Below are 20,902 nucleotides of genomic sequence, written 5' to 3'. Positions count from 1 at the left end.
AACTTGCAATGTTCTCATATCAGAGATATTTTCCCGATATTGAGATTTAACGGCAGGGTAAGAAAATGGAAGAAGGGCAGGAAAGTCAGGATCTGCGTCTCGCTGAGCGTCTGGCAGAATTACGTATCGGGCAGGGCTGGTCACTTGAACAACTGGCGCAACTGACCGGTATCAGCCGTGCCACACTTTCGCGAGTCGAGCGGGCAGAAACCAGCCCGACGGCATCTTTGCTGGGCAAACTGAGCGCGGCTTACGGGCTGACGACTTCACGCCTGCTGATGGCGCTGGAAGATAACCCGCCGGAGCTTATACGCCGCGCGCAGCAACCTGTCTGGCATGATCGCGAAACCGGTTTTGAGCGTCGTTCGGTCTCCGCGCCCGCCCCCGGTTTTCGTGCTGAGCTGATTTCCGGTTTGCTGAAATCAGGCGCGACCATTTCGTATGATTCCCCGCCGGTGGACGGCCTCGAACAGCACATCTGGATGCTGGAAGGTGTACTGGAATTCACCCTCGATGGCCGCTGTTACCGGCTGGAAGCGGGCGACTGTCTGCGTTTTCATCTTCACGGCACAACATCTTTTCACGTACCCGGCCCGCAGGATGCCCGTTACGCCATCGTTATTTCACGTCCTTAACCTCTGATGAAAAGGGTTATTCCCATGCAAAGCAGCAATGAAGAAGTGGTGATCAGCGAAGTGCAGGGCGGCGTGCTGACGCCTGCGGATCTGGATGCGCTGGCGGAGACGCTGATGCAATCCGTCGCACTCGGCGCAAGTATCGGATTCATTTTGCCTTTTGGTTTTGTGCAGGCGCAGGCCTTCTGGCAAAAGCTTTTGCCAGCTTTTGAGCGTGGTGAAAAGCGTCTGCTGGTGGCGCGGGTGGCAGGGAAAATTGCCGGTACTGTGCAGCTGGTGGTCGATCAGCCCGCCAACGGCATCCATCGCGGTGACGTGGTGAAACTGATGGTTCACCCCGACGGCCGCCGTAAAGGGCTCGCCCGTAAGCTGATGACGGCAGTCGAAGCGCTGGCACGCGAAGAAGGTAAAACCCTGCTGGTACTGGATACGGTGACGGGCAGTCCGGCGCAGACATTGTATAAAAATCTCGGTTTCACCCTGAGCGGGACGATCCCGCATTATGCGATGTCGACGGAAGGGATGCTGGAATCGACGAGCGTGATGTATAAAGTGCTGATGTGAAATGTTTTAAAGTCAAAACCGTGGGCGTCGGCCCACACCGACTTGGGGGGCGGCCTATCGCCGCCACCCCCCAAGACCCCCCGGGCTCTTTCACTGCGCGCTATCGCGGGCACGACGGACATGTTCTGGGGCATTAGCGAGTGGCGCAAATCCAGGTGCTTCGCACTGCCTTCTCTCGGTCTTCGAGCCTATGGTCTCGAAGTCGCTCCGTTCAGCTGGATTTTGAGCACGCCATTCCATCTATCTAAAAGATGAAATCTTTGTGCCTTTGAATTTAAGATCGTGCGGGCGATTCAGAAATCTTGCTGAACGGAGCGGCCTGAAGACCTCAGGCTTCAGGACCGAGAGAAGGCACCGCGCAGCGGCAAGATTTCCAGCCTGTCGCTGCGGTGACTGAAACATAGTGTCTAGCGATAGCGCGCAGTTAAAAAAACGCAGGATTCCAAAGGGTTTCGTTTAAAACCCTTTGGGCCAGTGTGGGCGGCGAGCCCACGACCTTGAGGCCAGTTTGGGTGGCAACCCAAGGTTTTGTGGGTGTGGGTGGCAACCCACGGTGTTGACCTTAAAAAAGCCGAAATATAGCAGCGGCCTCTGCTATCTCTTCTGAATGTACGTCAGCGCCAGCGCCACCGCCAGCACCAGCCCTTTGATGATATCCATCGCGTAATACGGCACCGACAACATCACCAGGCCGTTCGACAGCACGCCTAAAATAACTGCGCCCAGCAGGGTTCCCAGCGCATTCGGTTTACCGGAACCTGCCAGCGAGAAGCCGATGTAGGCGGCGGCAACGGCGTCCATCAGGTAACCGCCTCCGGCATTCACCTGCGAAGACCCGATACGTGACGCCAGCAAAATACCCCCAGCACCGGCCAGAACGGATGACATCACATAGGCAATCACGCGATAACGCGCGGTGCGGATCCCCGCCAGACGTGCGGCCAGCGGGTTACCACCGATGGCGTACATGCGGCGGCCATGTTTGGTCAGCGACATAAACAGTTGTACCGCAATGGTCACGACGGCCATCACGATGACAATCACCGGCACCTGACCGAGCAGGCTGAACACCGCGGGCACCGTGCCTTCGGCCATGTCACCGCTCGGCAATAACATGTTTTCAGTGATCGAGCCGCCAAAGCTGTAAGTCATCGCCGCGCCCTGAATCACAAACAAACTGGCGAGGGTGGCGAGCATGTCAGGGATCTTCAGGATGACAATCAGGAAGGCATTGAACAGGCCGACCAGCGTACACAACGCCAGCGTGATTAAGATGGCTTCGGTGGTGCCGAAACCGTGCCAGACGAACATCGAAATCACCAGCGCATTGGCGAGTGACGCCGTTGACCCGACGGATAAATCGAAGCCGCCGACCGCCAGTGAAATCGATACGCCGATAGCAATCACCGTCACGATGGCAATCGAACGCAAAATGTTGATGATATTCGACGGCTCGAGGAAGTTATCTGATGCCACACCAAAACCGGCGATCAGCAATACCACGGTCAGCAACATGCCCCATTTATACAAAAACTCGAACAGCTGATGACGCCACGGCTGACTCGCTGCGGGCACGCTTTCTTTACTCACCACGGCTTTGTTCACGCGGGTGTTCCTCCGGTTGAATAGACTAATAAGGTTTCTTCGTCGACGTTAGCGGCGTCGAGTTCGGCCACAATGCGGCCATCCCACAACACCAGAATGCGGTCGCATAAACCGACCAGTTCGGCGAACTCACCGGAAGCATAAATAATGCCTTTTCCCTGTTGCGCCAGGCCGTCGATCAGCCTGAACACGTCCGTTTTGGCTTTGATGTCTACGCCTTTGGTCGGTTCGTCGAAGATCAACACCTGACTCTCACTGCGCAGCCATTTCCCGATAGCGACCTTCTGCTGGTTGCCGCCGGAAAGCCGTGCCAGCTTCTGCATCGGCCCGGAAGCGCGAATGCCTAAGCGGCTGATAATGTCTTTTGCCCATGACAGTGACTGGCGCGCGTTGAAAATACTCCAGCGCGAAAAAGTGTCGTCAGCGGTCACACTCAGGTTCATCGGGATATTTTCATCAATGAAAATCCCTTCCTTGCGCCGTTCTTCCGGCACTAACGCCAGCCCCTGTTCCACCGAAAGATGCGGTTCTTTCGGTTTCCAGGGTTTGCCATTCAGTTCACCGCTTTCCACCTGACTCGGCGTCGCGCCAAACAGTGCCTTGCACAGTTCAGTTTTTCCGGCACCCGCCAGCCCGGCAATGCCGAGGATTTCGCCACGATGCAGGCGCAGAGAGATATCGCGCAGTTTGTCTTTATCGTGCATGCCGCGAATGCTTAGCAGCGTTTCACCGCTGTGCGGCGGACGGCGCGGTGGATAGATATCGTCGAGCTGATGGCCGATCATTTTCTCGATAATGTGCTCGTTGCTCAGGCCGTCCATGCTGTCATCGCTGACCAGACGCCCGTCGCGCAGCACCGTCATGCGGTCGCAGATATCACGCAGTTCATGGATACGGTGAGAGATAAACACAATCGCCATTCCGGCGGCTTTCAGCTTGCGTACCAGTGCGAACAGACGCGCACTTTCCGCCTGATCGAGCGGGGCGGTCGGTTCATCGAGGATCAGGAACCGGCATTTATGCGATAACGCCCGCGCCAGCAAAATCAGCTGTTTTTCCGCCAGCGTGCAGCTCTCGATGCGAGCCCGCAGGTTGATGTTCAGCCCAAGCTGTTCGGTCAGTAACTGTGCCTGACGGTAAAGCTGCGGCCAGTGATGCAGATGACCCGGTTCAGAAAGGCGGTCGAGCATGATGTTTTCGGCAACGTTCAGCGTCGGCACCAGCGCGACGTCCACTTCCTGCTGCACCAGATGAATCCCGTGCTCGCGGGCATGATGCGGCAGGCGGATATTTGCGGTTTTGCCGTCGATAGTGATCTGCCCGGTGTAATGTTCATGCGTGCCGGAAAGCACCGCCATCAGTGTCGATTTCCCCGCGCCATTCGCGCCGACTAACGCATGGACGGAACCGCCTTCCAGCGTGAAATCCACCTGGCGCAGGGCAGGAAAACCGGCAAATGAAATCGAGATATCGCGCATCTCAAGGAGGGAGGTGGTCACTGGGCGTTCGGCCTTATTAAATAGACGGATGGGGATTTAGACGTTTAGCCGTCTAAGACTCGCAGTAGCAGAGTTTTAACATATCAGGGAATTTAAGCAACAAAATAAAAGTGATAACTAAGAGCGAAAAGATCTAAAGTCTTCAGCGGAAACTCGATCGACTCCCTCCCCTGCGAAGGGGAGGGTTGGGGTGGGGTATTAAAGACAAATCAGCGGGTTAAGTCACCGCGCAGGCATTTGCGTTAATACTTAAAACCCCCTCCCGGCCTCCCCCTTCGCAGGGGGAGGAGCTAAAAGCAGATCATTCCTCGCTGAATTTAAGCGCGACCCCTAGCCCGTCCGCTGCCCGGACAGACACGAGATCAACGTCATCCCTGAATGTAATTTCCCCCACCCGCAAACTATTCCGTACGGCCTCCAGTGAACGGGTGGCGAATTCCAGTCCGACCATCCGTGCGCTGCCGTTTTCGCCTTCCGGCACAATGCCGAATTCAGCGGTGGCTTGCTCCGGCGTGACAAACCGGACGGTGGCGCGACCCGCGCGCAGGGTCACTTCCTGCGGTCTGATCTCCAGTGCAGCGGCACCAAACAACTCGCCATAGACCTTTGCGGCGTCCTGCGGATGTGCCGCAGAAATCACGAAACCGGTGATATCGGCAACGGCGTTCGGGTGGTTTTGCCATTCGTTGCGCCACACCAGTTCCGGCGTCAGGTGATGACAGAAGAAACTGCGGCCATTCGGTACGCGGCTGGCGGCCAGCGGTACGGTACGGAAACGCGCATTCGGCGAGGTGCCATCGTTGAGCGCCACAGGGCGAAAGAATTCTGCCGGTGCGGAACCCGCAATGTTTTGCTGTTGCAGATGTTCGTACACCGCCGATGAATTCTGCGTTTTCCACACCAGACCGGTCAGGCCAAGCGGCGCCTGCCACAGGTCTTTGCGGGTGTGCGCGTTGCCCGGCTCATAGCCGAGCAGTTCCAGATAGTTTTCACCGAAAATTGCCAGATGATTACTGGATCCCAGCGAGTGATGACCACGCGGCGTGAGATGGAATCCCAGGCGGCGGAACTGCTGCTCGGCCTGATTCAGTTGTTCGGCGACGTTGATCACCACGTGATCAAGCTGCGGGCGAACGGGCTGCGGATGTTGAGCTTCAGTCATTAAACGGTTCTCCCAGGGTTAACATCAGACGGTTTGCCCAGGCGAAGAACGCCGCAGACTGCGCCAGATCGACAATCTCAAGTTCGTCTAAACCCTGTTCGCGCAGCGCCGCAATGTGCTGCTCAGTGGCGACCGGTGGGGTAGCGGAAAGCGCGGCGGCGAAATCAATTTCGGCCTGCCAGCGCGGGGATTGTTCTTTGCTGAGAATGCCACACGGCGGGGTGTCGATCAGGCGCTGGACATCTTCCGTCTGTTTGGAAAGCTGGCTGGCTTTGCGCGAATGCACCGATGCGCAGTAAATACAGCCGTTGATTTTGCTGGCGACGGTGGCGGCCAGTTCGCGCTCTTTGCGCGGCAGCCCGCCGGAGGTGTAGAAAATTCCTTTGTCGGTCAGCGTGCGCTGTTCGAGCACCGGCAGATTACGGCCTAACAGGCGGAAATAGTCGGAATCCGTATGACCGAATTTCGCCAGTATCGCCTGCTGGGCTTCATCAAATTCTTCCAGCTTTTTCGCCGGTATCCACGGCTCCCAGCCCAGTTCTTCCTGGGTAAAGGCCTGTGGTGCATCGCGGCCACTGTGGGTGTTCGGTTCGGTGCGCCAGAATGCGGCACCGACCGGTTTATTGCTGCCGTTCTCTACCGGCTTGCCGCCAATCAGCCGGTAGCTGCGCAGCACACGGCTCTGGAAACTGACGAAAGCGATCAGTTGCGACAGTGTGACAATCGCATCCGCCGACCAGCCCGCTTTTTTCAGTGCCTGCAAATGCGCCGGCGTCGCGCTGGCAGGTTTGAAACTCAGGCGTTCACCGTGCGTCAGCGCAGCGTCGAGACGGGCAGTTTCGTCGATGTCGGGCAAGTCCTGCAAACGTTCGGAATAGTGGTTAGTCAGTTGCGAATCGCCATGCCAGCGCGCGACGTTTTGCGCTAACCGCAGGCGTTCAGCCAGTGAAAAATCCACGCCATCCTGTTCGGTAAACAGCGCGTCATAGCTGCCCTGTGCGTGACGGGTCGCGGCATCACGCGTGTCGCGAGCCTGTTTCAGCGCCGAGTCCGGGGCGATGTCAGCCAGCTTTTCCAGCAGGTCGGTCGAATAGGTAGTCATAGGGCTTCCCTTGAGAATGAGGAGTCGGCAGCGGAGGTGGAAACACGGCGTTGCGGCGTGCGGCGAACCCAGCCGAGCGCGGGCGCAACGTGACGGGCAATCAGTTCGATGGAACGTAAAATGTAAGGGTGCGGCGGATCGATGGAATGCACCTGAAACGCCAGATCGGTGACACGTGCCAGGGCGGTATCGGCCTGCAACGTCGCGCTGACCTGTGCCGCCGTGCCGAGATGCACGTCGAAAGCGCGGATGTAATCGTCCAGCGTATCGCCTTTCACAATCTGCCCGCTGGCGCGGTGGTTTTCGGCCTGACGGCGTAAGCCTTTTTGCGCCAGTTCACGAGCTTCATCGCCGTTTTCAGTGACGAATGCGGTACGCGATCCCATGATGCGCGGCGTCACGCCTTCCGGCAGTGCATCCAGATAGGCATCGATAATCGGGTTTTGCAGTTCATCGAGACGTAAATCTGGCGCATCTTGCGGACGCGGCTGAGTGCGCGAAAGCATCAGGCCGTCGCCGGATTTACCGGCACGTGCGCCGCCGTCCACCGAGAACGTCGCCTGCCAGATACGGTTCGCCAGTTGTGGTGCCGCCGGATATAAACGGTTATCGGTGCCTGCCAGCGGTTCGCCGCGCCAGGCGGTGAGCAGGGTTTGCAGATTGCTGCCAAAGGCCTTGCCGCGATCCTGACTTTCCAGCCCGAACGGCGGGAATGACGTCGGCGTACCGCCCGAGCCTAAACCGATTTCAAGCCGTCCGCCGGAGAGTAAATCCAGCACGGCGGTGTCTTCGGCAACGCGCAATGCGTTTTCCATCGGCAGCGTGATCACGCCGGTGCCGAGACGGATAAAGCGGGTATGCGCTGCCACTTGTGCGAGGAAAACCAGCGGCGCAGGCAGGCCGCCTTCGGCCTCGTGAAAATGGTGCTGCGCGACCCACGCGGAATCAAAGCCTAACTGTTCGGCGTGAATAATTTGCTCGGTCGCCAGCCGGTAACGTTCCTGCGCGCTGGTGTTGTCCAGCAGGCGGGTGAAGAATCCAAGACGTTTACTACTCATAATGTCCCTCTTTTTTTCTGTACGGGCTTTCATGTACGGGTTCAGGCGGCGCGATGGCGGCCGGGTATGGCGTCAATCAGCTGGCGGGTGTAATCGCTGGAAGGCAGGGCAAAAACGTCTTCCACGTCGCCGGAATCCACCTGCTGTCCCCGGTTTAACACCGAGACGCTGTGCGAGATTTGCCGGACGGTTGCCAGATCGTGCGAGATAAACAAATAGGTCAGGCCGAGTGAATCCTGTAACTGTGAAAGCAACGTCAGGATTTGCGCCTGCACGGTGACGTCGAGCGCCGACGTCGCTTCATCAAGGATCAGCACTTTCGGCTCTAAGATTAATGCGCGCGCAATCGCCACCCGCTGGCGCTGACCGCCGGACAGTTCCCGCGGTTTGCGGCTGAGTAATTCTTCCGGCAGCGCCACGCGGCGGGCGATATCCAGCACCCGTTCACGGCGAACGGCGGCGGGAATCTTTTCGAAATTCAGCAGCGGTTCTTCGATCACTTTGAACAGCGTTTGCGATGGATCCAGCGAGGCGAACGGGTTCTGATACACCAGCTGGATTTTCCTGCGCAGCTGACGCAGGGCTTCGCCTTTCAGGCGCGTGATGTCTTCGCCGTCAATCAGCACGCGTCCGCTGTCCGGTTTCTGAAAACCGAGCAGAATGCGCGCCAGCGTGGTTTTGCCGGAGCCGGATTCGCCGACCAGCGAATGCGTGGTACCGCGCGGAATACTGAAAGAGACGTGATCTACAGCGCGGAACGCCGCCTGGTTTTTGCCCCCCAGCGTGAAATCATGGGTGATGTTTTCGACCACCAGCACCGGATCTTCCGCCGTGCGAAGTTGCGCGCGGTGGCGGCCGGAAAGGGCAGGGACATCGGCGAACAGCTGGCGGGTGTAATCACTTTTCGGCGCATCCAGCACCTCGCGGGTGATGCCCTGTTCCTGCACTTTGCCGTGACGGAATACCAGTAACCGGTCGGCGCGTTCAGCGGCAATCGCCAGGTCATGCGTCACCAGCAACACGGCAGTACCGAATTCGCGGCGCAGTTCGTCGATCAGATCCAGAATGCGTTTTTGCACCGTGACATCCAGTGCGCTGGTCGGCTCATCGGCGATGATCAGCGCCGGTTGCAGCGCAATTGCGATGGCAATTAAAACGCGCTGTTTCATGCCGCCGGAAAGTTCATGCGGATACTGTTTAGCCCGCTGTTCAGGATGTGACAGGCCAACGCGGGAAAGCAGCTCCACCACGCGGGCGTCGCGCTGCGCACGCGGCAGTCGCTGGTGGATATCAAGAATTTCCGCGACCTGCGAACCGATGGTTTTGACCGGATCCAGCGAACTGGTCGGATCCTGCGGTATCAGGCTGATGCGTGCGCCGCGCAGGGCATCCAGACGGCGCTGCGACCACTGGCTGATGTCCGTGCCGTTCAGGCGAATTTCGCCCTGTTCGATATGGCCGTTCTCCGCCAGCAGGCCAATAATCGCCTGTGCGGTGGTGGTTTTCCCTGAGCCGGATTCGCCGACCAGCGCCAGCACTTCCCCGGCGTTAATCGTAAACGATACGTTATGCACCACCGGTTTGCCGTCGTAGGCAATCGACACGTTTTCCAGTTCGAGAACCGGCGGAGCGTCATGCGTAAAAGTGGCCTGTGCGTTCATCGCGTTCTCCTGCGTAATGACTGGCTGATGCGGTTGGCGGAAAGCACCACTAACACCACGACCACGCCGGGGAAGGTGGTCAGCCACCAGGCTGTGGAAATGTAGTTACGGCCTTCGGCAATCAGTAAACCCCATTCCGGCGTCGGCGGCGGTGTGCCGTAACCGAGAAAACTCAGGGTTGAAATCGCCAGAATGGCACTGCCGAACTGCAGTGCAGAAAAGGCAATCACTGAGGTCAGCGAGTTGGGCAAAATGTGTCGCCACAAAATGGAGAAGAAGGAACCGCCGCTGCCATACGCCGCTTCGACGTAATCGCTGTGACGCACCAGCACCACTTCAGCACGTGCCAGTCTGGCGAAGTTGGCAACCGACGTCACACCGACGGCAATCGCCGCATGAACCGTGCCGAAACCAAGCAAAATAATCACGCTCAGCGACAGCAGCAGGCCGGGAATTGACAGCAATACGTCGTTGATGCGCATGACAATGGCATCCACCAGACCGCCGCTGGCACCGGCCGCGAGACCGAGTGCGGTGCCGAATACCAGCCCGAGCGCCACGGCGACCAGCGCGCCGGAAAGTGAATGCGATGCGCCGTAGACAATACGCGCGTACACATCGCGGCCAAGCTGATCCGTGCCCAGCCAGTGTCCGGCCTGCGGCGCAAGACGCTGCGCACCGGCAATCCCTTCGGTGCCGCTGTAATCCGTGAATAAGCCGGGGGCAATCGCCCACAAAATGACGGTCGCCATCACCAGCCACGCCAGGATTAATCCCGGTTGCAGGCGGGCCGGTTTCCAGCGGCGGCGCTGTGTGAGCGGCAATGAAAGCGTACTTTTGCCAAGCGGTAAGCTGCTCATGCGGTGGCTCCCCGTGAGTTTTTAGAAGCAGAAGCTTTAAGGCGCGGATCGAGTAACGGATACAGCAAATCGACCAGTAAATTGATGCCGACAAAGGCGGCGGAGGAAATCACCACAATCGCCTGCAATACCGCGACATCCTGATTGTTGACTGCCTGCTGGGTCAGTTGTCCGAGGCCGTTAAGACCGAAGACAGTTTCGGTGATCAGTGCTCCCGCAATCAGTTCGCCGAACAGCAAACCGGCAATGGTCAGCGCCGGAAGCAGGGCGTTGCGTGCCACATGTCGCCACAACACGCCGCTGCGGCTGGCGCCTTTGGCGCGGGCGACGGCGACGAACGGTTGGGTTTGCACCTGATCAATGCTGCGGATGAGGATCTGCGCCAGCGGCGCGGAAATCGGCACCGCCAGCGTGATAATCGGCAAAATCAGCCCGACCCATTCGCCCGGATTGATCACCGGGATCCAGCGCAGGTGGAACGAAAAGAACTGAATCAGCGCGATGCCCAGCCAGAAGGTGGGAATGGAAATAAACAGCGACGGCACTGCCTGTAAGGCGTTTTTCAGCCAGCCGAAATGCAGCAGGCTGGAAAGAAATGCCAGCGCAAAGGCCACCACGGCGGCCAGTGCGAAACCAATCAGTGCCAGACGCAGCGTCGGCGGAAAGTTGCTGCTGAGTAATTCGGTGACCGGTACGCCAGCCTGAATCGAATAGCCCAGATCCCCGCGCAGGAAATTACCCAGCGTATGCAGATATTGTTGCCAGACCGGCACATCGGCGCCGTACGCAGCGCGCATATCGGCAATCTGCGCCGGGCTTAATCCCATGTCCGGGTTCTGGAATTTAATCAGAATCGCATCGCCGGGCAGCACCTGCAACAAGATGAAGGAGACAGTAAACGCCGCCCACAGCACCAGCAATGCCTGCCCGAATCGACCGCTTACGTATCGGCTCATGATTGACTCCCGTCTGTTAATGCTTTTCCAGCCAAGCGCCATAGAAGCTCGGACGCCCGACCGCTTCAAAGCTCACGCCTTTGAAATATGGCGCACCGGCAAACACCTGCGGCTCTTCGAAAATTGGAATCACGTATGCCTGATCGAGCAGGTAGTTCTGCACGTCGCCGGTCAGTGCCAGACGTTTTTTCGGATCGACTTCGGCAGAGATCGCGGTCAGCAGATCGTTGAGTTTGTCGTCGCGGAAGCTTTTCACCTTGCTGCTCAGGCCACCTTTTTGCAGCAGCGCATCGCGGTTAGTCGGGTAGAAGGAGCTTTTAATCACGTCCGGATCGGCACGTCCGACTTCCACCACGTTGGCCGGGGTTTTCTCAGGATCGAGGTTATCCGCCACGCGGCTGCCCGCATCGCCCGCCAGAATGTTCAGCTTCGCGCCGACCTGGCTCCACTGCTGAGAAACCAGCTGCAACACTTCTTTGTTCTGCGGTTGTGGCAGGGATTCATAAATAGTCAGCGACAGCGTTTTGCCGTCTTTCTGGCGTATGCCGTTCGGACCCGGTTTCCAGCCCGCTTCATCCAGCAGCTTTTTGGACAGCGTCGGGTCGTAAGTCAGTTTGTTACTCAGATCGACATAACCGGCCGCCGTTTTGGCAATCACAGACGTGGCCTGCGGATAGTTTGGCGAGAACAGCGTGTCGACAACCTGTTTGCTGTTGGTGGCGTGCAGCAGCGCCTGACGCACTTTCAGATCTGACACCAGCGCGTTGTCCGGACGGAACGAAATGCTGTCGTTAACGCCTTTGGTCGGCGCGGCATAAATCGGGAAGTTCTGATCTTTAGCCTGTTTCTCGTCATAGGCCTGAACCTGACGGATGAAATCAGCCTGACCCGCCAGCAGCGCGCCGATACGCACGCTGTCTTCGCCGGTGACGATCACTTTGATGCCGTCAAGATTGGCGCGACCTTGCTGTTTGAGGTTTTTCGGCCCCCAGTTGTAATCCTTCCGCGCCGTCAGATCGACTTCACGTCCCAGCGTTTCTTTGCTGACCACGAACGGGCCGGAACCGATGATGTGCGTGGCGTCGCCCAGCGCATCAAAGTTACGATCCAGCGTGCTCAGCGACACCAGACCGGAGCCAATCGTCGCGGTGCCCTGCAGGAAACCCGGCGAGGATTTTTTGAAATAGAACTTCACGGTTAGTGGATCAACCACTTCGCTGTGGTCGTAATTGTTGATGACTTCGGAAACCGGCAGGTGATGCGCTTTATTGCCCAGACCGTAAGTATCAAAGTTTTTGGCGACCGCGCTGGCGTCCAGCGGCGTGCCGTCGGAGAAGGTCACGCCCGGACGCAGCTTGAATGTGTATTCGGTTTTATCGGCATTGAAAGACCAGGATTCGGCGATCCACGGCTCAATTTCCAGCGTCTTCGGATTCTGATAGGTCAGTTTATCGGTGATCTGATTCAGTATGCCGCCGTTGGGATAGAAGCCGCCTGCGGGCGGATACAGGTTAGTGTGCGCCTGTTGCTCGAGATAAATCAGGGTGCCGCCCTGAACCGGTGTGCCGTCAGCGGCGATGGCGGAAAACGTGCTGGTGAGAAGTGCCCCTAAAGCCAGTGCGCGGGTAACCGCGTTAATCCGGCGAATGTTCTTCATCGTTAAACCCTTTTTCTTATTTGGTGTGGTGGCAGGTGAATGACTTATGCGTTCTTAGAACGAAAGTGCTGAGCCCATAACAAACCAATTTAAGGGGGAGGTGAACGAAGGAATTTTGCAATCGTTAGCTGGAAACGGCATTAGGGAAAATGGGCGGGAGGCAGAAAGAAAAAAACCAGCGGCTAATCCGGACGGGTGGACCGGATAACCGCTGGCGATCATCAAAAATGATGAGCTAAGGAGAAACTGAGGTCGTCAGTGATCTTTTAATGCAGCTTCTGTGCCAGTTTTTATTTCAGGCTGTGTTTTTACCTGTTTGCTGCGGCTCAGGAAGGCATTCAGCAGAATCGCACCGAAGGTCGCCGTGCCAATGCCGCCCATGCTGAAACCGCCCAGGCTCAGGGTAAAGTTGCCTGCGCCCAGTACCAGCGTGACCGCCACCATGATCAGATTGCCGTTAAGTCCCAGATCCACCTGATTTTGTACCCAGATACGCGCACCGGCCACGGCGATTAATCCAAACACCACAATCGACGCGCCACCGAGTACCGGCCCCGGAATGGTGTGGATCAGTGCACCAAATTTGGGCGAGAAGCCCAACACGATGGCAACGAGGGCAGCAGCGACAAAAATCAGCGTGGAGTAGATTTTAGTCACGGCCATCACGCCGATGTTTTCAGCGTAAGTGGTGACGCCGGTACCGCCCGCCGAGGCGGAAAGTAAGGTCGCCAGACCGTCACCGACAAAGGCGCGACCCATGTAGGGATCCAGGTTTTTGCCAGTCATGCCAGCCACCGCTTTAATGTGGCCGAGGTTTTCCGCCACCAGAATCACCGCCACCGGTGCAATCATCAGCATGGCGTGAGAGCTGAATACCGGCGTGGTGATGGCCGGCACGCCAAACCATGGCGCCTGGGCTACGGCGCTGAAATCCACCGGAGTACCGAGCCCGAGTCCGTTGGTGATCACCATGTAAATCAGATATGCCGCCACCAGCCCGAGCAGCAGCAAAAGACGCTGCACCAGACCGCGGGTGAACACCGCCACTGAGCCGATACACAGCACGGTCATCACCGCCATCCAGCTGTCGAATGAAGAAGCCGATACGCTGTTAATGGCAATCGGCGCGAGGTTCAGGCCGATCGCCATCACCACCGCACCGGTGACGACCGGCGGCATCAGGCGTTCAATCCAGCGCGTGCCGACCGCCATCACCACAAAACCGATCAGCGTATAGACCACGCCGCAGGCAATAATACCGCCCAGCGCCACGCCGATATTCGGGTTGGCGCCGTGGCCGCTGTAGCCGGTCACCGCGATCACCAGCCCGACAAACGCAGCGCTGGAACCGAGATAACTGGGCACACGCCCGCCGACGACCAGGAAGAACAGCAGGGTACCGATGCCCGACATCAAAATCGCCATGTTGGCGTCAAAACCCATCAGCAAGGGCATTAAGACGGTGGCACCAAACATTGCCACCGTATGTTGCAGCCCCATGATCACTGTCGATCCGAACGGCAGTCGTTCATCCGGTGCGATCACCACGCCATCCAGATTGCCTTCTCTTTTACGCCATTGTGGAAACCAGGTATTTGCCATGCACGACCCTTACTAAGTTGAGAGGATTGAGTTATCAGGCTATCTGACGCATCAGCGGGTGATAGCGCCGGTCGAAATACACCAGTCCGTGGCTGTCGTCGTTGCGTCGCAATGCAACGGCTTCACAAATCAGGATGTCATGGGTGCCGACGAGGGTGATTTGTGTGACTTTGCAGTCAAACGACACCAGCGCGTCGGTGAGGATGGGCGAACCCGTGGCGAGGCGCGCCCATTCGGCGGCGTCAAAGCGTTGTTCCATTGGCGTTTTTCCGCCGAATAAATTGGACAGTGACTCATGACAATCAGCCAGCGTGTTTACGCACAGCACCTGATTTTGCGTAAACGCTGAATGCACGGATGCTGAGCGGTTCAGGCACACCAGCAATGTCGGCGGCGTATCGGTCACGCTGCACACTGCAGAGGCGGTGAAACCTGCACGTCCGCCGGGGCCGTCGGTAGTGATGATATTGACGGCAGAACCAAGCCGCGCCATCGCATCGCGATACTCTTGTTTCTCAACGGCGGCTTGTTTTTCAACGGCGGCCTGTTTCTCGACAGTGGCTTGTTTTTCAACGGCGGGCATATCGGTCGCAGACAATGTGGCGTTCAGGGTGGATTGCATGGTCATGTCCTCAGAATTTATTCAGTGATGCTTACAGCACACGGCAGGCGCGGTTGAAATCAAGGCGCGGCGCACGGGGATACACTTTGCTGCTGTCGCCGTAACCGATGTTGATCAGAAAATTAGATTTCCAGCCTTCCTGCGCCAGAAACGTTTCATCGACCCTGACATTGTCAAAACCGGACATTGCGCCGGTGTCCAGGCCGAGCGAGCGACAGGCCATGATCAGATACGCGGCCTGCAAACTGCTGTTGCGAAACGCCGTATCCTGCGCCAGTTGCGGGCTGGAGGTGAACCACGAACGGGCATCGCCGGACGGATACAGTTCGGGCAGCAATTCGTAGAATTCCGGGTCCCAGGCAATGATCGCCGTCACCGGTGCGGTCATCGTTTTTTTCAGATTGCCGCCCGAAAGCGCAGGAGCCAGTTTTTCTTTCGCTTCCTGACTCTGTATAAACACGATGCGCACCGGGCTGCAGTTGGCCGAGGTCGGGCCCATGCGCGCCAGTTCGTAAATCGTTCTCAGCTGTTCGCCGGTCACCGGTTTATCCAGCCAGCCATTGTGGGTGCGGGCTTCGGTGAATAAAGTCGCCAGTGCGCTGGCGGTTAATGCTTCGGCCATGATGTCTCCGTGGGCAGGTGACCGGACGGCGTAGCGGGCGCTTGCGCTGAATGCCGCCGCAGCCAGTCCAGTAAAATCGGGTTAAAGGTTTCCGGGTCGGTCACGCTCATGGCATGGCCGCCGTACAGCATTTGTGTGTGTTCGCCCTGGGGCAGGCGGGAAGCCAGATCCACCGACCGCGACCACGGCACCAGCAAATCGTCTTTAGCGCTGAAGGCCAGCGTCGGGGCAATCACCTGGTCCAGGCTGTCCGTCAGGTCTGAATCCATCAGCGCCTGCAAACGGTGCAGCAGGTTTTCCATCCCCTGAAAATGCGCCACCTGTTGCTGGCGCTCTTCCTGCAATAACGCCTCATGTTCAGAAAGCCAGTCACCCGGATACAGAAACAGCGGTTGCGCCTGCACATAGGCATCCACGCCGCTGTTGAGCAGCAGATTCTGCCGCACTTCAAAACAGCGCCGCGTCTGGCTGTCGAGCTTCGTCCAGCCGTTAATCACCACCAGACTTTGCAGCAATGCCGGATATCGCAGGGCAAGATGCAGGCCGATAATGCCGCCGAGAGCGTGACCGACCAGATGACAGCGGCTGATTTCCAGCTCGTTGAGCATGCCTGCCAGCTCATCGGCCATGTCTTCCATGCGGTAACCGGCGGGCACCGTGCCCTGACTAACGCCGGTACCGTGCTGATCGTAAACCACTACGCGAAAATGTTCCGCGAGCATCGCCAGCTGTGGCTGCCAGAAGCCGCCGGAACCGCCGAGGCCGGAAGAAAGTACGACGGTTTCTGCATCAGCATTTTTCTTACCCAGTATCTTGTAATACATGCTGTTACCTCAGGGAGTTCAGGACAGGTTCCATCGCACGGATTATTTGCCGATATGGGCGATGGACGCGATTTCGATCAGCGCATCCGGTTTCACCAGCCCGCACTGAATGCAGAAACGTGCCGGTTTTTCTCCCGGAAAATATTCGGCATACACCTGATTCACTGCGCCGTAATTTGCCCAGTCGGTGATGAAAATCGAGTTCATGGTGACGTCATCCATGGTGCCGCCTGCGGTTTCGATCACGCTTTTGATGATCTCCAGCACATGACGGGTTTGCGCGGCGGCATCGCCGACATGCACCACGTTATTGTCTTTATCAAACGGCAGGGTGCCGGAAACATACACCACGCCATCGGCGAGAGTGCCCGGAACAAAAGGTGCCAGCGGAACGCCGCTGCCAGCCGGAATAATGGCGCTTTTAGGCATGGTTAATCGTCCTTTTCAGAAAGCGGTCAGGCCGCGTTTTGTTCAGTTTTGTAGCCTACGGCGTCGCAGAAATTGCGCACGCTGGAGACCCAGCCAAAGAAGGTTTCGATGTTATAAATCGCGGCTTTTTGCGCGAATTCCGGTCCGGCCTGATGGGTGGCGTCTTCCAGCACCACGCCGAAATATTCCAGAAAGAACCCGTCGCGCAGCGTGGATTCGACGCAGACGTTGGTGGCGATGCCGGTGAAGACCAGATGATGAATACCGTAACTGCGCAGCAGGCTGTCGAGCTGGGTATTGAAGAAGCCGCTGTAGCGCGGTTTGGGCAACACAATGTCGCCAGGTTGCGGCTGAAGTTCGTCGACCAGGTCATAATCCCAGTCGCCTTTTGCCAGCAGTTTACCCATCAGTTCCGGGCGCTTGCGCATAGTTTTCAGTGCGTTGGATTTATGGAAGTTCGGCGAACCGGCACCGCCAGCTTCGACATACTGGTTGTCCCAGCCGTTCTGAAAGAAAATCACTTTGATACCGGCGGCACGGGCGGCAGCAATCGCCACTTTGATATTGGCAATCACCGGCGCGGTGGCGGAAACGTCAAAGCCCGCCAGAACCAGATAACCGCCCTGTGAGGCATAGGCGTTTTGCATATCCACCACGATCAGCGCCGTTTGTTGCGGCGTGAAAGCAATGGCTTCAGGACGTGCTGTGAGGATCGCTTCCTCGCCGGTATTTTGGGGTTCACGGCGGACCACAGTTTGATTCTCAACAACGTTCATCATGCGACCTCTTTCTGCTCAGTGCCGATGTGCTGGCGGGTTTTCATTAATGGCTGGATGTAACGGCCGAAGTTTTCAATGCCTTGCACAAAATCATCAAAGGTCAGCAGCACGCCGCCTGCGCCGGGCACGGTGTCGATTTCATCGAGCATTCTGGCGACGCTGGCGTAAGAACCCACCAGTGTGCCCATGTTGATATTGACCGCCGAAGTCGGGTCAGCCATCTGGCGTACGTTGGTATCGGCTCCGGATTTGGTGTCTTTGCTGCTCTGATCGGTGAGCCACGCCAGTGCATCTGCATCAGCACCAGATTTATATAACTCCCATTTGGCACGGGCAGCGGCATCGGTTTCGTCGGCAATCACCATAAACAGGACATAAGAAGAAACGTCGCGGTTTTCAGCTTCTGCCGCCGTTTTCATGCGCGCAGCGGTTGGCGCAAAGGCGGTCGGCGTGTTAACGCCTTTACCGAAGCAGAAGTTGAAGTCGGCGTGTCTGGCGGAGAACGCCATACCGGCATCGCTCTGGCCTGCGCAGATCACTTTCATTTCGCTCTGCGGACGGGGGCTGACGCGGCAGTCGTCCATTTTGAAGAATTCGCCGTCGAGCGTGCAGTGGCCGGTGCCCCACAGGTCGCGCAGAACGCTGACGTATTCGGTCAGGTAGTCATAGCGGCGGGTGAAATAGTCGTCGCCCGGCCACATGCCCATTTGTTCGTATTCTGGTTTCTGCCAGCCGGTGACGACATTCACGCCGAAACGGCCATTAGAGATTGAGTCGATAGTGGCAGCCATGCGCGCCACGATCGCCGGAGGCATCACCAGCGTGGCGGCGGTGGCGTAAAGCTGGATGCGGGAGGTCACGGCGGCAAGACCGGCCATCAGCGTGAATGACTCCATGTTGTGTTCCCAAAATTCGGTTTTGCCACCGAAGCCGCGCAGTTTGATCATCGACAGCGCGAAATCGAAATGGTAGTGCTCCGCTTTCTGCACGATGGTTTTGTTCAGTTCGAAGGTCGGTTTGTACTGCGGCGCAGTTTCTGAAATTAACCAGCCGTTGTTGCCGATAGGAATAAAGACACCGATTTTCATAGCTCACCTCGATTGAAAATAATAAGTACCAAAACAAGGGCTTGCGAAAATCTCTGCGCGGCTTGAGTGCGTCCTGCGGGTTCCGAATTGCACCGTGCTGAAATCTCCTGACGGAAAGGTTATTGCAAAGCGGATGCCAGTTTTTAAATCATGATGATTATCAGCAGGTTAAAAACAAGTCCGAAATTTTGGTGGAGCAAACGGTCTGTTTCAGACCATCTGGTCAAAAATAACTGCACGTGTATCAGGCAGGATTGAGCATAAATGGTGCAAAATTGTTAAATTTATAATCCTTAGTGGTTACGCATTGATGTAGTCAGTGTTACTTCCATCATCGGGGTGCATAGCGATAGTCGCCTGTAGCGCCATTTGCTATGATTTCAGCCTTGCTGTTTGTCTCAGGGAGACGTTGTGAAGCCATTGGTCGAACCTCCGCAGCCTGCCGCCGGAGAGAAAAAATCCCGTCATACGGCGGCAAAAACCCCGACGCGTCGCTCAAGGGCGGTCGCTGCCAAGCGCGGCAATATCATGGCGGCAGCGCTGGAATTCTTTTCGTTGTACGGCATTCATGGCACCAGTCTGGATCAGGTTGCCGAGCGCGCCGATGTGTCCAAAACCAACCTGCTGTATTACTTCCCGTCAAAAGAAGATTTGTATATTGCGGTACTGAAAGGGCTGCTGGATATCTGGCTGGCGCCGCTAAAAGCATTGCAGTCTGATCAGCATCCGCTGGAAGCGATACGCGAATATATCCGCCTGAAACTGTGTGTATCCCGTGACCATCCGCAGGCATCGCGGCTGTTTTGTCTGGAGATGGTGCAGGGCGCGCCGTTACTGAAACAGGAACTGGGCGGCAGCCTGAAAACGCTGGTGGAAGATAAATCGGATGTTATTCGCGGCTGGATCAAAGATGAGCTGATCGCTCCGGTTGATCCGATGCAGCTGATTTTTATGCTGTGGGCAACCACCCAGCATTATGCGGACTTTGGCGTACAGGTTGAGGCTATCACCGGTAAAACGCTAAGCGATCCTGAGTTTTTTGAACAGACGGTGAATAACGTGCAGCACATTATTACCGAAGGCATTCAGCTTCGGGCTTAAAGAGGTCAGGATGGATTCGGTTTCTCAGTTAGTATTGGGCGCGGCGGTCGGTATCGCGGTGATGGGCAAACGCGCGCCGGTGTGGAAATCCGCGCTGGCCGGTGCAGTCTGCGGTACGTTGCCCGATCTGGATGTGTTTTACGATCACGGTGACGCCATCAGCAATATGACGATGCACCGCACTGAAACTCATGCGCTGTTGTATCTGACGTTGATTTCACCGCTGCTGGCCTGGCTGATGGCAAAACTGCTCAGCGGCGGGCGGCATTTCAAACACTGGTGGGGCGCGGTCTGGCTGGCGCTGATCACCCATCCGCTGCTGGACTTAATGACCGTTTACGGTACGCAGCTCGGATTACCTTTCACAAACTATCCGTTTGCGGTCGGCAGCATTTTCATCGTCGATCCGCTGTATACCTTACCGCTGATCATCGGCGTCGGGCTGGCGCTGTACCGCGAGCAACAGCGCGGGATCACGTGGAATAACGTGCTGCTGGGGATGAGTTGTTTGTATCTGGCCTGTACCGCTTTCGAGCAACACCAGGTGACGCGGCATGTTGGCGAGGAATTACAACGCCAGAATATCGAAAGCACGCAGGTGCTGGTCACGCCGACGCCGCTCAATTCACTGGTATGGCGCGTGGTGGTGATGAATAAGGACAGCTACGGCGAAGGATTCACCTCGCTGTTGCATCCGGATTCACCAATCCGCTTTCGCTTTTATCCGCGCGGCGAAGCGTTATACGAGGCGCATAAAGATAATGCGTTTCTGGCGCGCATCGCCTGGTTCAGCCACGGTTTCTTCAGCGTAAAAGAGCAGGGTGGCCACATTCTGGTCAGCGATTTACGCATGGGACAGGAACCGGATTACACCTTTGTGTTTAATCTCGGCGAAATGAAACCCGGTATGCCGCCAGAACTGCCGGTGAAAGTGGCATCCGCCAGACCGTCCGCCAGAAAAATGCTGGATCAGTTCTGGCAGGCGCTTGAAGTGGAGTAATCCGCAGTAAGGTGAAAGGAGCCGGGTGGCGGATGCCAGTCATTTAAGGAAATGAGGCCCGTGAATTCGGGCCTTC

The 20,902-nt window shown here is 57.1% G+C and carries 20 protein-coding genes; 4 read left to right on the top strand and 16 right to left on the bottom strand.

Features of this window, described 5'->3' with window-relative positions:
• Positions 1-65: 65 nt before the first annotated feature.
• Positions 66-635, top strand: a complete 570-nt coding sequence (locus ACJY2G_RS12310; protein ID WP_112287470.1) for a helix-turn-helix domain-containing protein — start codon at positions 66-68, stop codon at positions 633-635.
• A 24-nt stretch (positions 636-659) separates the two neighbouring features.
• Positions 660-1,199, top strand: coding sequence for a GNAT family N-acetyltransferase (locus tag ACJY2G_RS12305; protein ID WP_439291779.1), 540 nt, complete (start codon positions 660-662; stop codon positions 1,197-1,199).
• A gap of 594 nt (positions 1,200-1,793) precedes the next feature.
• Here the strand turns inward: ACJY2G_RS12305 and ACJY2G_RS12300 are convergent.
• The 16 genes from ACJY2G_RS12300 to rutA all read right to left on the bottom strand — a co-directional run bounded on the left by ACJY2G_RS12300 (position 1,794) and on the right by rutA (position 18,725).
• Entirely contained in the window at positions 1,794-2,792 is a 999-nt protein-coding gene (locus ACJY2G_RS12300) for an ABC transporter permease (protein WP_439291822.1), read from the bottom strand.
• Between the two features lie 8 nt (positions 2,793-2,800).
• Positions 2,801-4,282: a sugar ABC transporter ATP-binding protein gene (locus ACJY2G_RS12295; RefSeq protein WP_439291821.1), complete on the bottom strand. Its 1,482-nt coding sequence runs from the start codon at positions 4,280-4,282 to the stop codon at positions 2,801-2,803.
• A gap of 322 nt (positions 4,283-4,604) precedes the next feature.
• Positions 4,605-5,465 carry a VOC family protein gene (locus tag ACJY2G_RS12290; protein WP_439291778.1) on the bottom strand — a complete coding sequence of 287 codons (861 nt, stop codon included), beginning with the start codon at positions 5,463-5,465 and terminating at the stop codon, positions 4,605-4,607.
• Positions 5,458-6,567 (bottom strand): alkylhydroperoxidase domain protein, encoded by a 1,110-nt coding sequence (locus ACJY2G_RS12285; RefSeq protein ID WP_439291777.1) that lies wholly within the window; start codon positions 6,565-6,567, stop codon positions 5,458-5,460. Before ACJY2G_RS12285 ends, ACJY2G_RS12290 begins: the two co-directional genes overlap by 8 nt.
• On the bottom strand, positions 6,564-7,625 hold the full coding sequence (locus ACJY2G_RS12280) for a putative FMN-dependent luciferase-like monooxygenase (protein ID WP_439291776.1): 1,062 nt from the start codon (positions 7,623-7,625) through the stop codon (positions 6,564-6,566). The genes ACJY2G_RS12285 and ACJY2G_RS12280 overlap by 4 nt, the downstream gene beginning before the upstream one ends.
• Before the next feature lie 41 nt (positions 7,626-7,666).
• On the bottom strand, positions 7,667-9,286 hold the full coding sequence (locus ACJY2G_RS12275; RefSeq protein ID WP_430319025.1) for a dipeptide ABC transporter ATP-binding protein: 1,620 nt from the start codon (positions 9,284-9,286) through the stop codon (positions 7,667-7,669).
• Positions 9,283-10,146 carry an ABC transporter permease gene (locus tag ACJY2G_RS12270; protein WP_113878310.1) on the bottom strand — a complete coding sequence of 288 codons (864 nt, stop codon included), beginning with the start codon at positions 10,144-10,146 and terminating at the stop codon, positions 9,283-9,285. The genes ACJY2G_RS12275 and ACJY2G_RS12270 overlap by 4 nt, the downstream gene beginning before the upstream one ends.
• Positions 10,143-11,102, bottom strand: a complete 960-nt coding sequence (locus ACJY2G_RS12265; protein WP_430319026.1) for an ABC transporter permease — start codon at positions 11,100-11,102, stop codon at positions 10,143-10,145. The genes ACJY2G_RS12270 and ACJY2G_RS12265 overlap by 4 nt, the downstream gene beginning before the upstream one ends.
• A 16-nt stretch (positions 11,103-11,118) precedes the next feature.
• Positions 11,119-12,759 (bottom strand): TIGR04028 family ABC transporter substrate-binding protein, encoded by a 1,641-nt coding sequence (locus ACJY2G_RS12260; RefSeq protein WP_132963750.1) that lies wholly within the window; start codon positions 12,757-12,759, stop codon positions 11,119-11,121.
• A 255-nt stretch (positions 12,760-13,014) separates the two neighbouring features.
• Positions 13,015-14,361 (bottom strand): pyrimidine utilization transport protein G, encoded by a 1,347-nt coding sequence (gene rutG / locus ACJY2G_RS12255; RefSeq protein ID WP_430319027.1) that lies wholly within the window; start codon positions 14,359-14,361, stop codon positions 13,015-13,017.
• Between the two features lie 34 nt (positions 14,362-14,395).
• Entirely contained in the window at positions 14,396-14,983 is a 588-nt protein-coding gene (gene rutF, locus ACJY2G_RS12250) for an NADH-dependent FMN reductase RutF (protein WP_430319028.1), read from the bottom strand.
• Positions 14,984-15,014: 31 nt separating this feature from the next.
• Positions 15,015-15,605 (bottom strand): malonic semialdehyde reductase, encoded by a 591-nt coding sequence (locus ACJY2G_RS12245; protein ID WP_430319029.1) that lies wholly within the window; start codon positions 15,603-15,605, stop codon positions 15,015-15,017.
• Complete coding sequence (gene rutD / locus ACJY2G_RS12240; protein WP_439291775.1) at positions 15,590-16,429, bottom strand: pyrimidine utilization protein D; 840 nt, start codon at positions 16,427-16,429, stop codon at positions 15,590-15,592. The genes ACJY2G_RS12245 and rutD overlap by 16 nt, the downstream gene beginning before the upstream one ends.
• A 42-nt stretch (positions 16,430-16,471) precedes the next feature.
• Complete coding sequence (rutC, locus tag ACJY2G_RS12235; RefSeq protein ID WP_113878315.1) at positions 16,472-16,858, bottom strand: pyrimidine utilization protein C; 387 nt, start codon at positions 16,856-16,858, stop codon at positions 16,472-16,474.
• A gap of 26 nt (positions 16,859-16,884) precedes the next feature.
• Positions 16,885-17,637 (bottom strand): pyrimidine utilization protein B, encoded by a 753-nt coding sequence (gene rutB, locus ACJY2G_RS12230; RefSeq protein WP_439291774.1) that lies wholly within the window; start codon positions 17,635-17,637, stop codon positions 16,885-16,887.
• Entirely contained in the window at positions 17,634-18,725 is a 1,092-nt protein-coding gene (gene rutA / locus ACJY2G_RS12225) for a pyrimidine utilization protein A (protein ID WP_430319032.1), read from the bottom strand. Before rutA ends, rutB begins: the two co-directional genes overlap by 4 nt.
• 411 nt (positions 18,726-19,136) lie before the next feature.
• Here rutA and rutR point away from each other — a divergent pair, with 411 nt between their 5' ends.
• Complete coding sequence (rutR, locus tag ACJY2G_RS12220; RefSeq protein ID WP_120160552.1) at positions 19,137-19,826, top strand: HTH-type transcriptional regulator RutR; 690 nt, start codon at positions 19,137-19,139, stop codon at positions 19,824-19,826.
• A 10-nt stretch (positions 19,827-19,836) separates the two neighbouring features.
• A complete protein-coding gene (locus ACJY2G_RS12215; RefSeq protein WP_430319033.1) occupies positions 19,837-20,826 on the top strand; it encodes a metal-dependent hydrolase in 990 nt (329 codons plus the stop codon).
• Positions 20,827-20,902 lie beyond the last annotated feature (76 nt).

It is taken from the genome of Rahnella sp. ATs2, from assembly GCF_051851855.1.
In the GTDB taxonomy this organism is placed as follows: domain Bacteria; phylum Pseudomonadota; class Gammaproteobacteria; order Enterobacterales; family Enterobacteriaceae; genus Rahnella; species Rahnella variigena.
Note: the sequence above shows the minus strand (reverse complement) of the source record. Positions and strands in the feature narration are given on the sequence as shown.

What these genes read in the sequence shown, in the direction of transcription:
- ACJY2G_RS12265 (WP_430319026.1), bottom strand. Translation starts at nt 11,102, where the DNA reads ATGAGCCGATACGTAAGCGGTCGATTCGGGCAGGCATTGCTGGTGCTG.
- ACJY2G_RS12285 (WP_439291777.1), bottom strand. Translation starts at nt 6,567, where the DNA reads ATGACTACCTATTCGACCGACCTGCTGGAAAAGCTGGCTGACATCGCC.
- rutC (WP_113878315.1), bottom strand. Translation starts at nt 16,858, where the DNA reads ATGCCTAAAAGCGCCATTATTCCGGCTGGCAGCGGCGTTCCGCTGGCA.
- ACJY2G_RS12280 (WP_439291776.1), bottom strand. Translation starts at nt 7,625, where the DNA reads ATGAGTAGTAAACGTCTTGGATTCTTCACCCGCCTGCTGGACAACACC.
- ACJY2G_RS12290 (WP_439291778.1), bottom strand. Translation starts at nt 5,465, where the DNA reads ATGACTGAAGCTCAACATCCGCAGCCCGTTCGCCCGCAGCTTGATCAC.
- rutD (WP_439291775.1), bottom strand. Translation starts at nt 16,429, where the DNA reads ATGTATTACAAGATACTGGGTAAGAAAAATGCTGATGCAGAAACCGTC.
- ACJY2G_RS12270 (WP_113878310.1), bottom strand. Translation starts at nt 10,146, where the DNA reads ATGAGCAGCTTACCGCTTGGCAAAAGTACGCTTTCATTGCCGCTCACA.
- ACJY2G_RS12275 (WP_430319025.1), bottom strand. Translation starts at nt 9,286, where the DNA reads ATGAACGCACAGGCCACTTTTACGCATGACGCTCCGCCGGTTCTCGAA.
- ACJY2G_RS12260 (WP_132963750.1), bottom strand. Translation starts at nt 12,759, where the DNA reads ATGAAGAACATTCGCCGGATTAACGCGGTTACCCGCGCACTGGCTTTA.
- rutB (WP_439291774.1), bottom strand. Translation starts at nt 17,637, where the DNA reads ATGATGAACGTTGTTGAGAATCAAACTGTGGTCCGCCGTGAACCCCAA.
- ACJY2G_RS12295 (WP_439291821.1), bottom strand. Translation starts at nt 4,282, where the DNA reads ATGCGCGATATCTCGATTTCATTTGCCGGTTTTCCTGCCCTGCGCCAG.
- rutG (WP_430319027.1), bottom strand. Translation starts at nt 14,361, where the DNA reads ATGGCAAATACCTGGTTTCCACAATGGCGTAAAAGAGAAGGCAATCTG.
- rutF (WP_430319028.1), bottom strand. Translation starts at nt 14,983, where the DNA reads ATGCAATCCACCCTGAACGCCACATTGTCTGCGACCGATATGCCCGCC.
- rutA (WP_430319032.1), bottom strand. Translation starts at nt 18,725, where the DNA reads ATGAAAATCGGTGTCTTTATTCCTATCGGCAACAACGGCTGGTTAATT.
- ACJY2G_RS12310 (WP_112287470.1), top strand. Translation starts at nt 66, where the DNA reads ATGGAAGAAGGGCAGGAAAGTCAGGATCTGCGTCTCGCTGAGCGTCTG.
- ACJY2G_RS12305 (WP_439291779.1), top strand. Translation starts at nt 660, where the DNA reads ATGCAAAGCAGCAATGAAGAAGTGGTGATCAGCGAAGTGCAGGGCGGC.
- ACJY2G_RS12215 (WP_430319033.1), top strand. Translation starts at nt 19,837, where the DNA reads ATGGATTCGGTTTCTCAGTTAGTATTGGGCGCGGCGGTCGGTATCGCG.
- ACJY2G_RS12245 (WP_430319029.1), bottom strand. Translation starts at nt 15,605, where the DNA reads ATGGCCGAAGCATTAACCGCCAGCGCACTGGCGACTTTATTCACCGAA.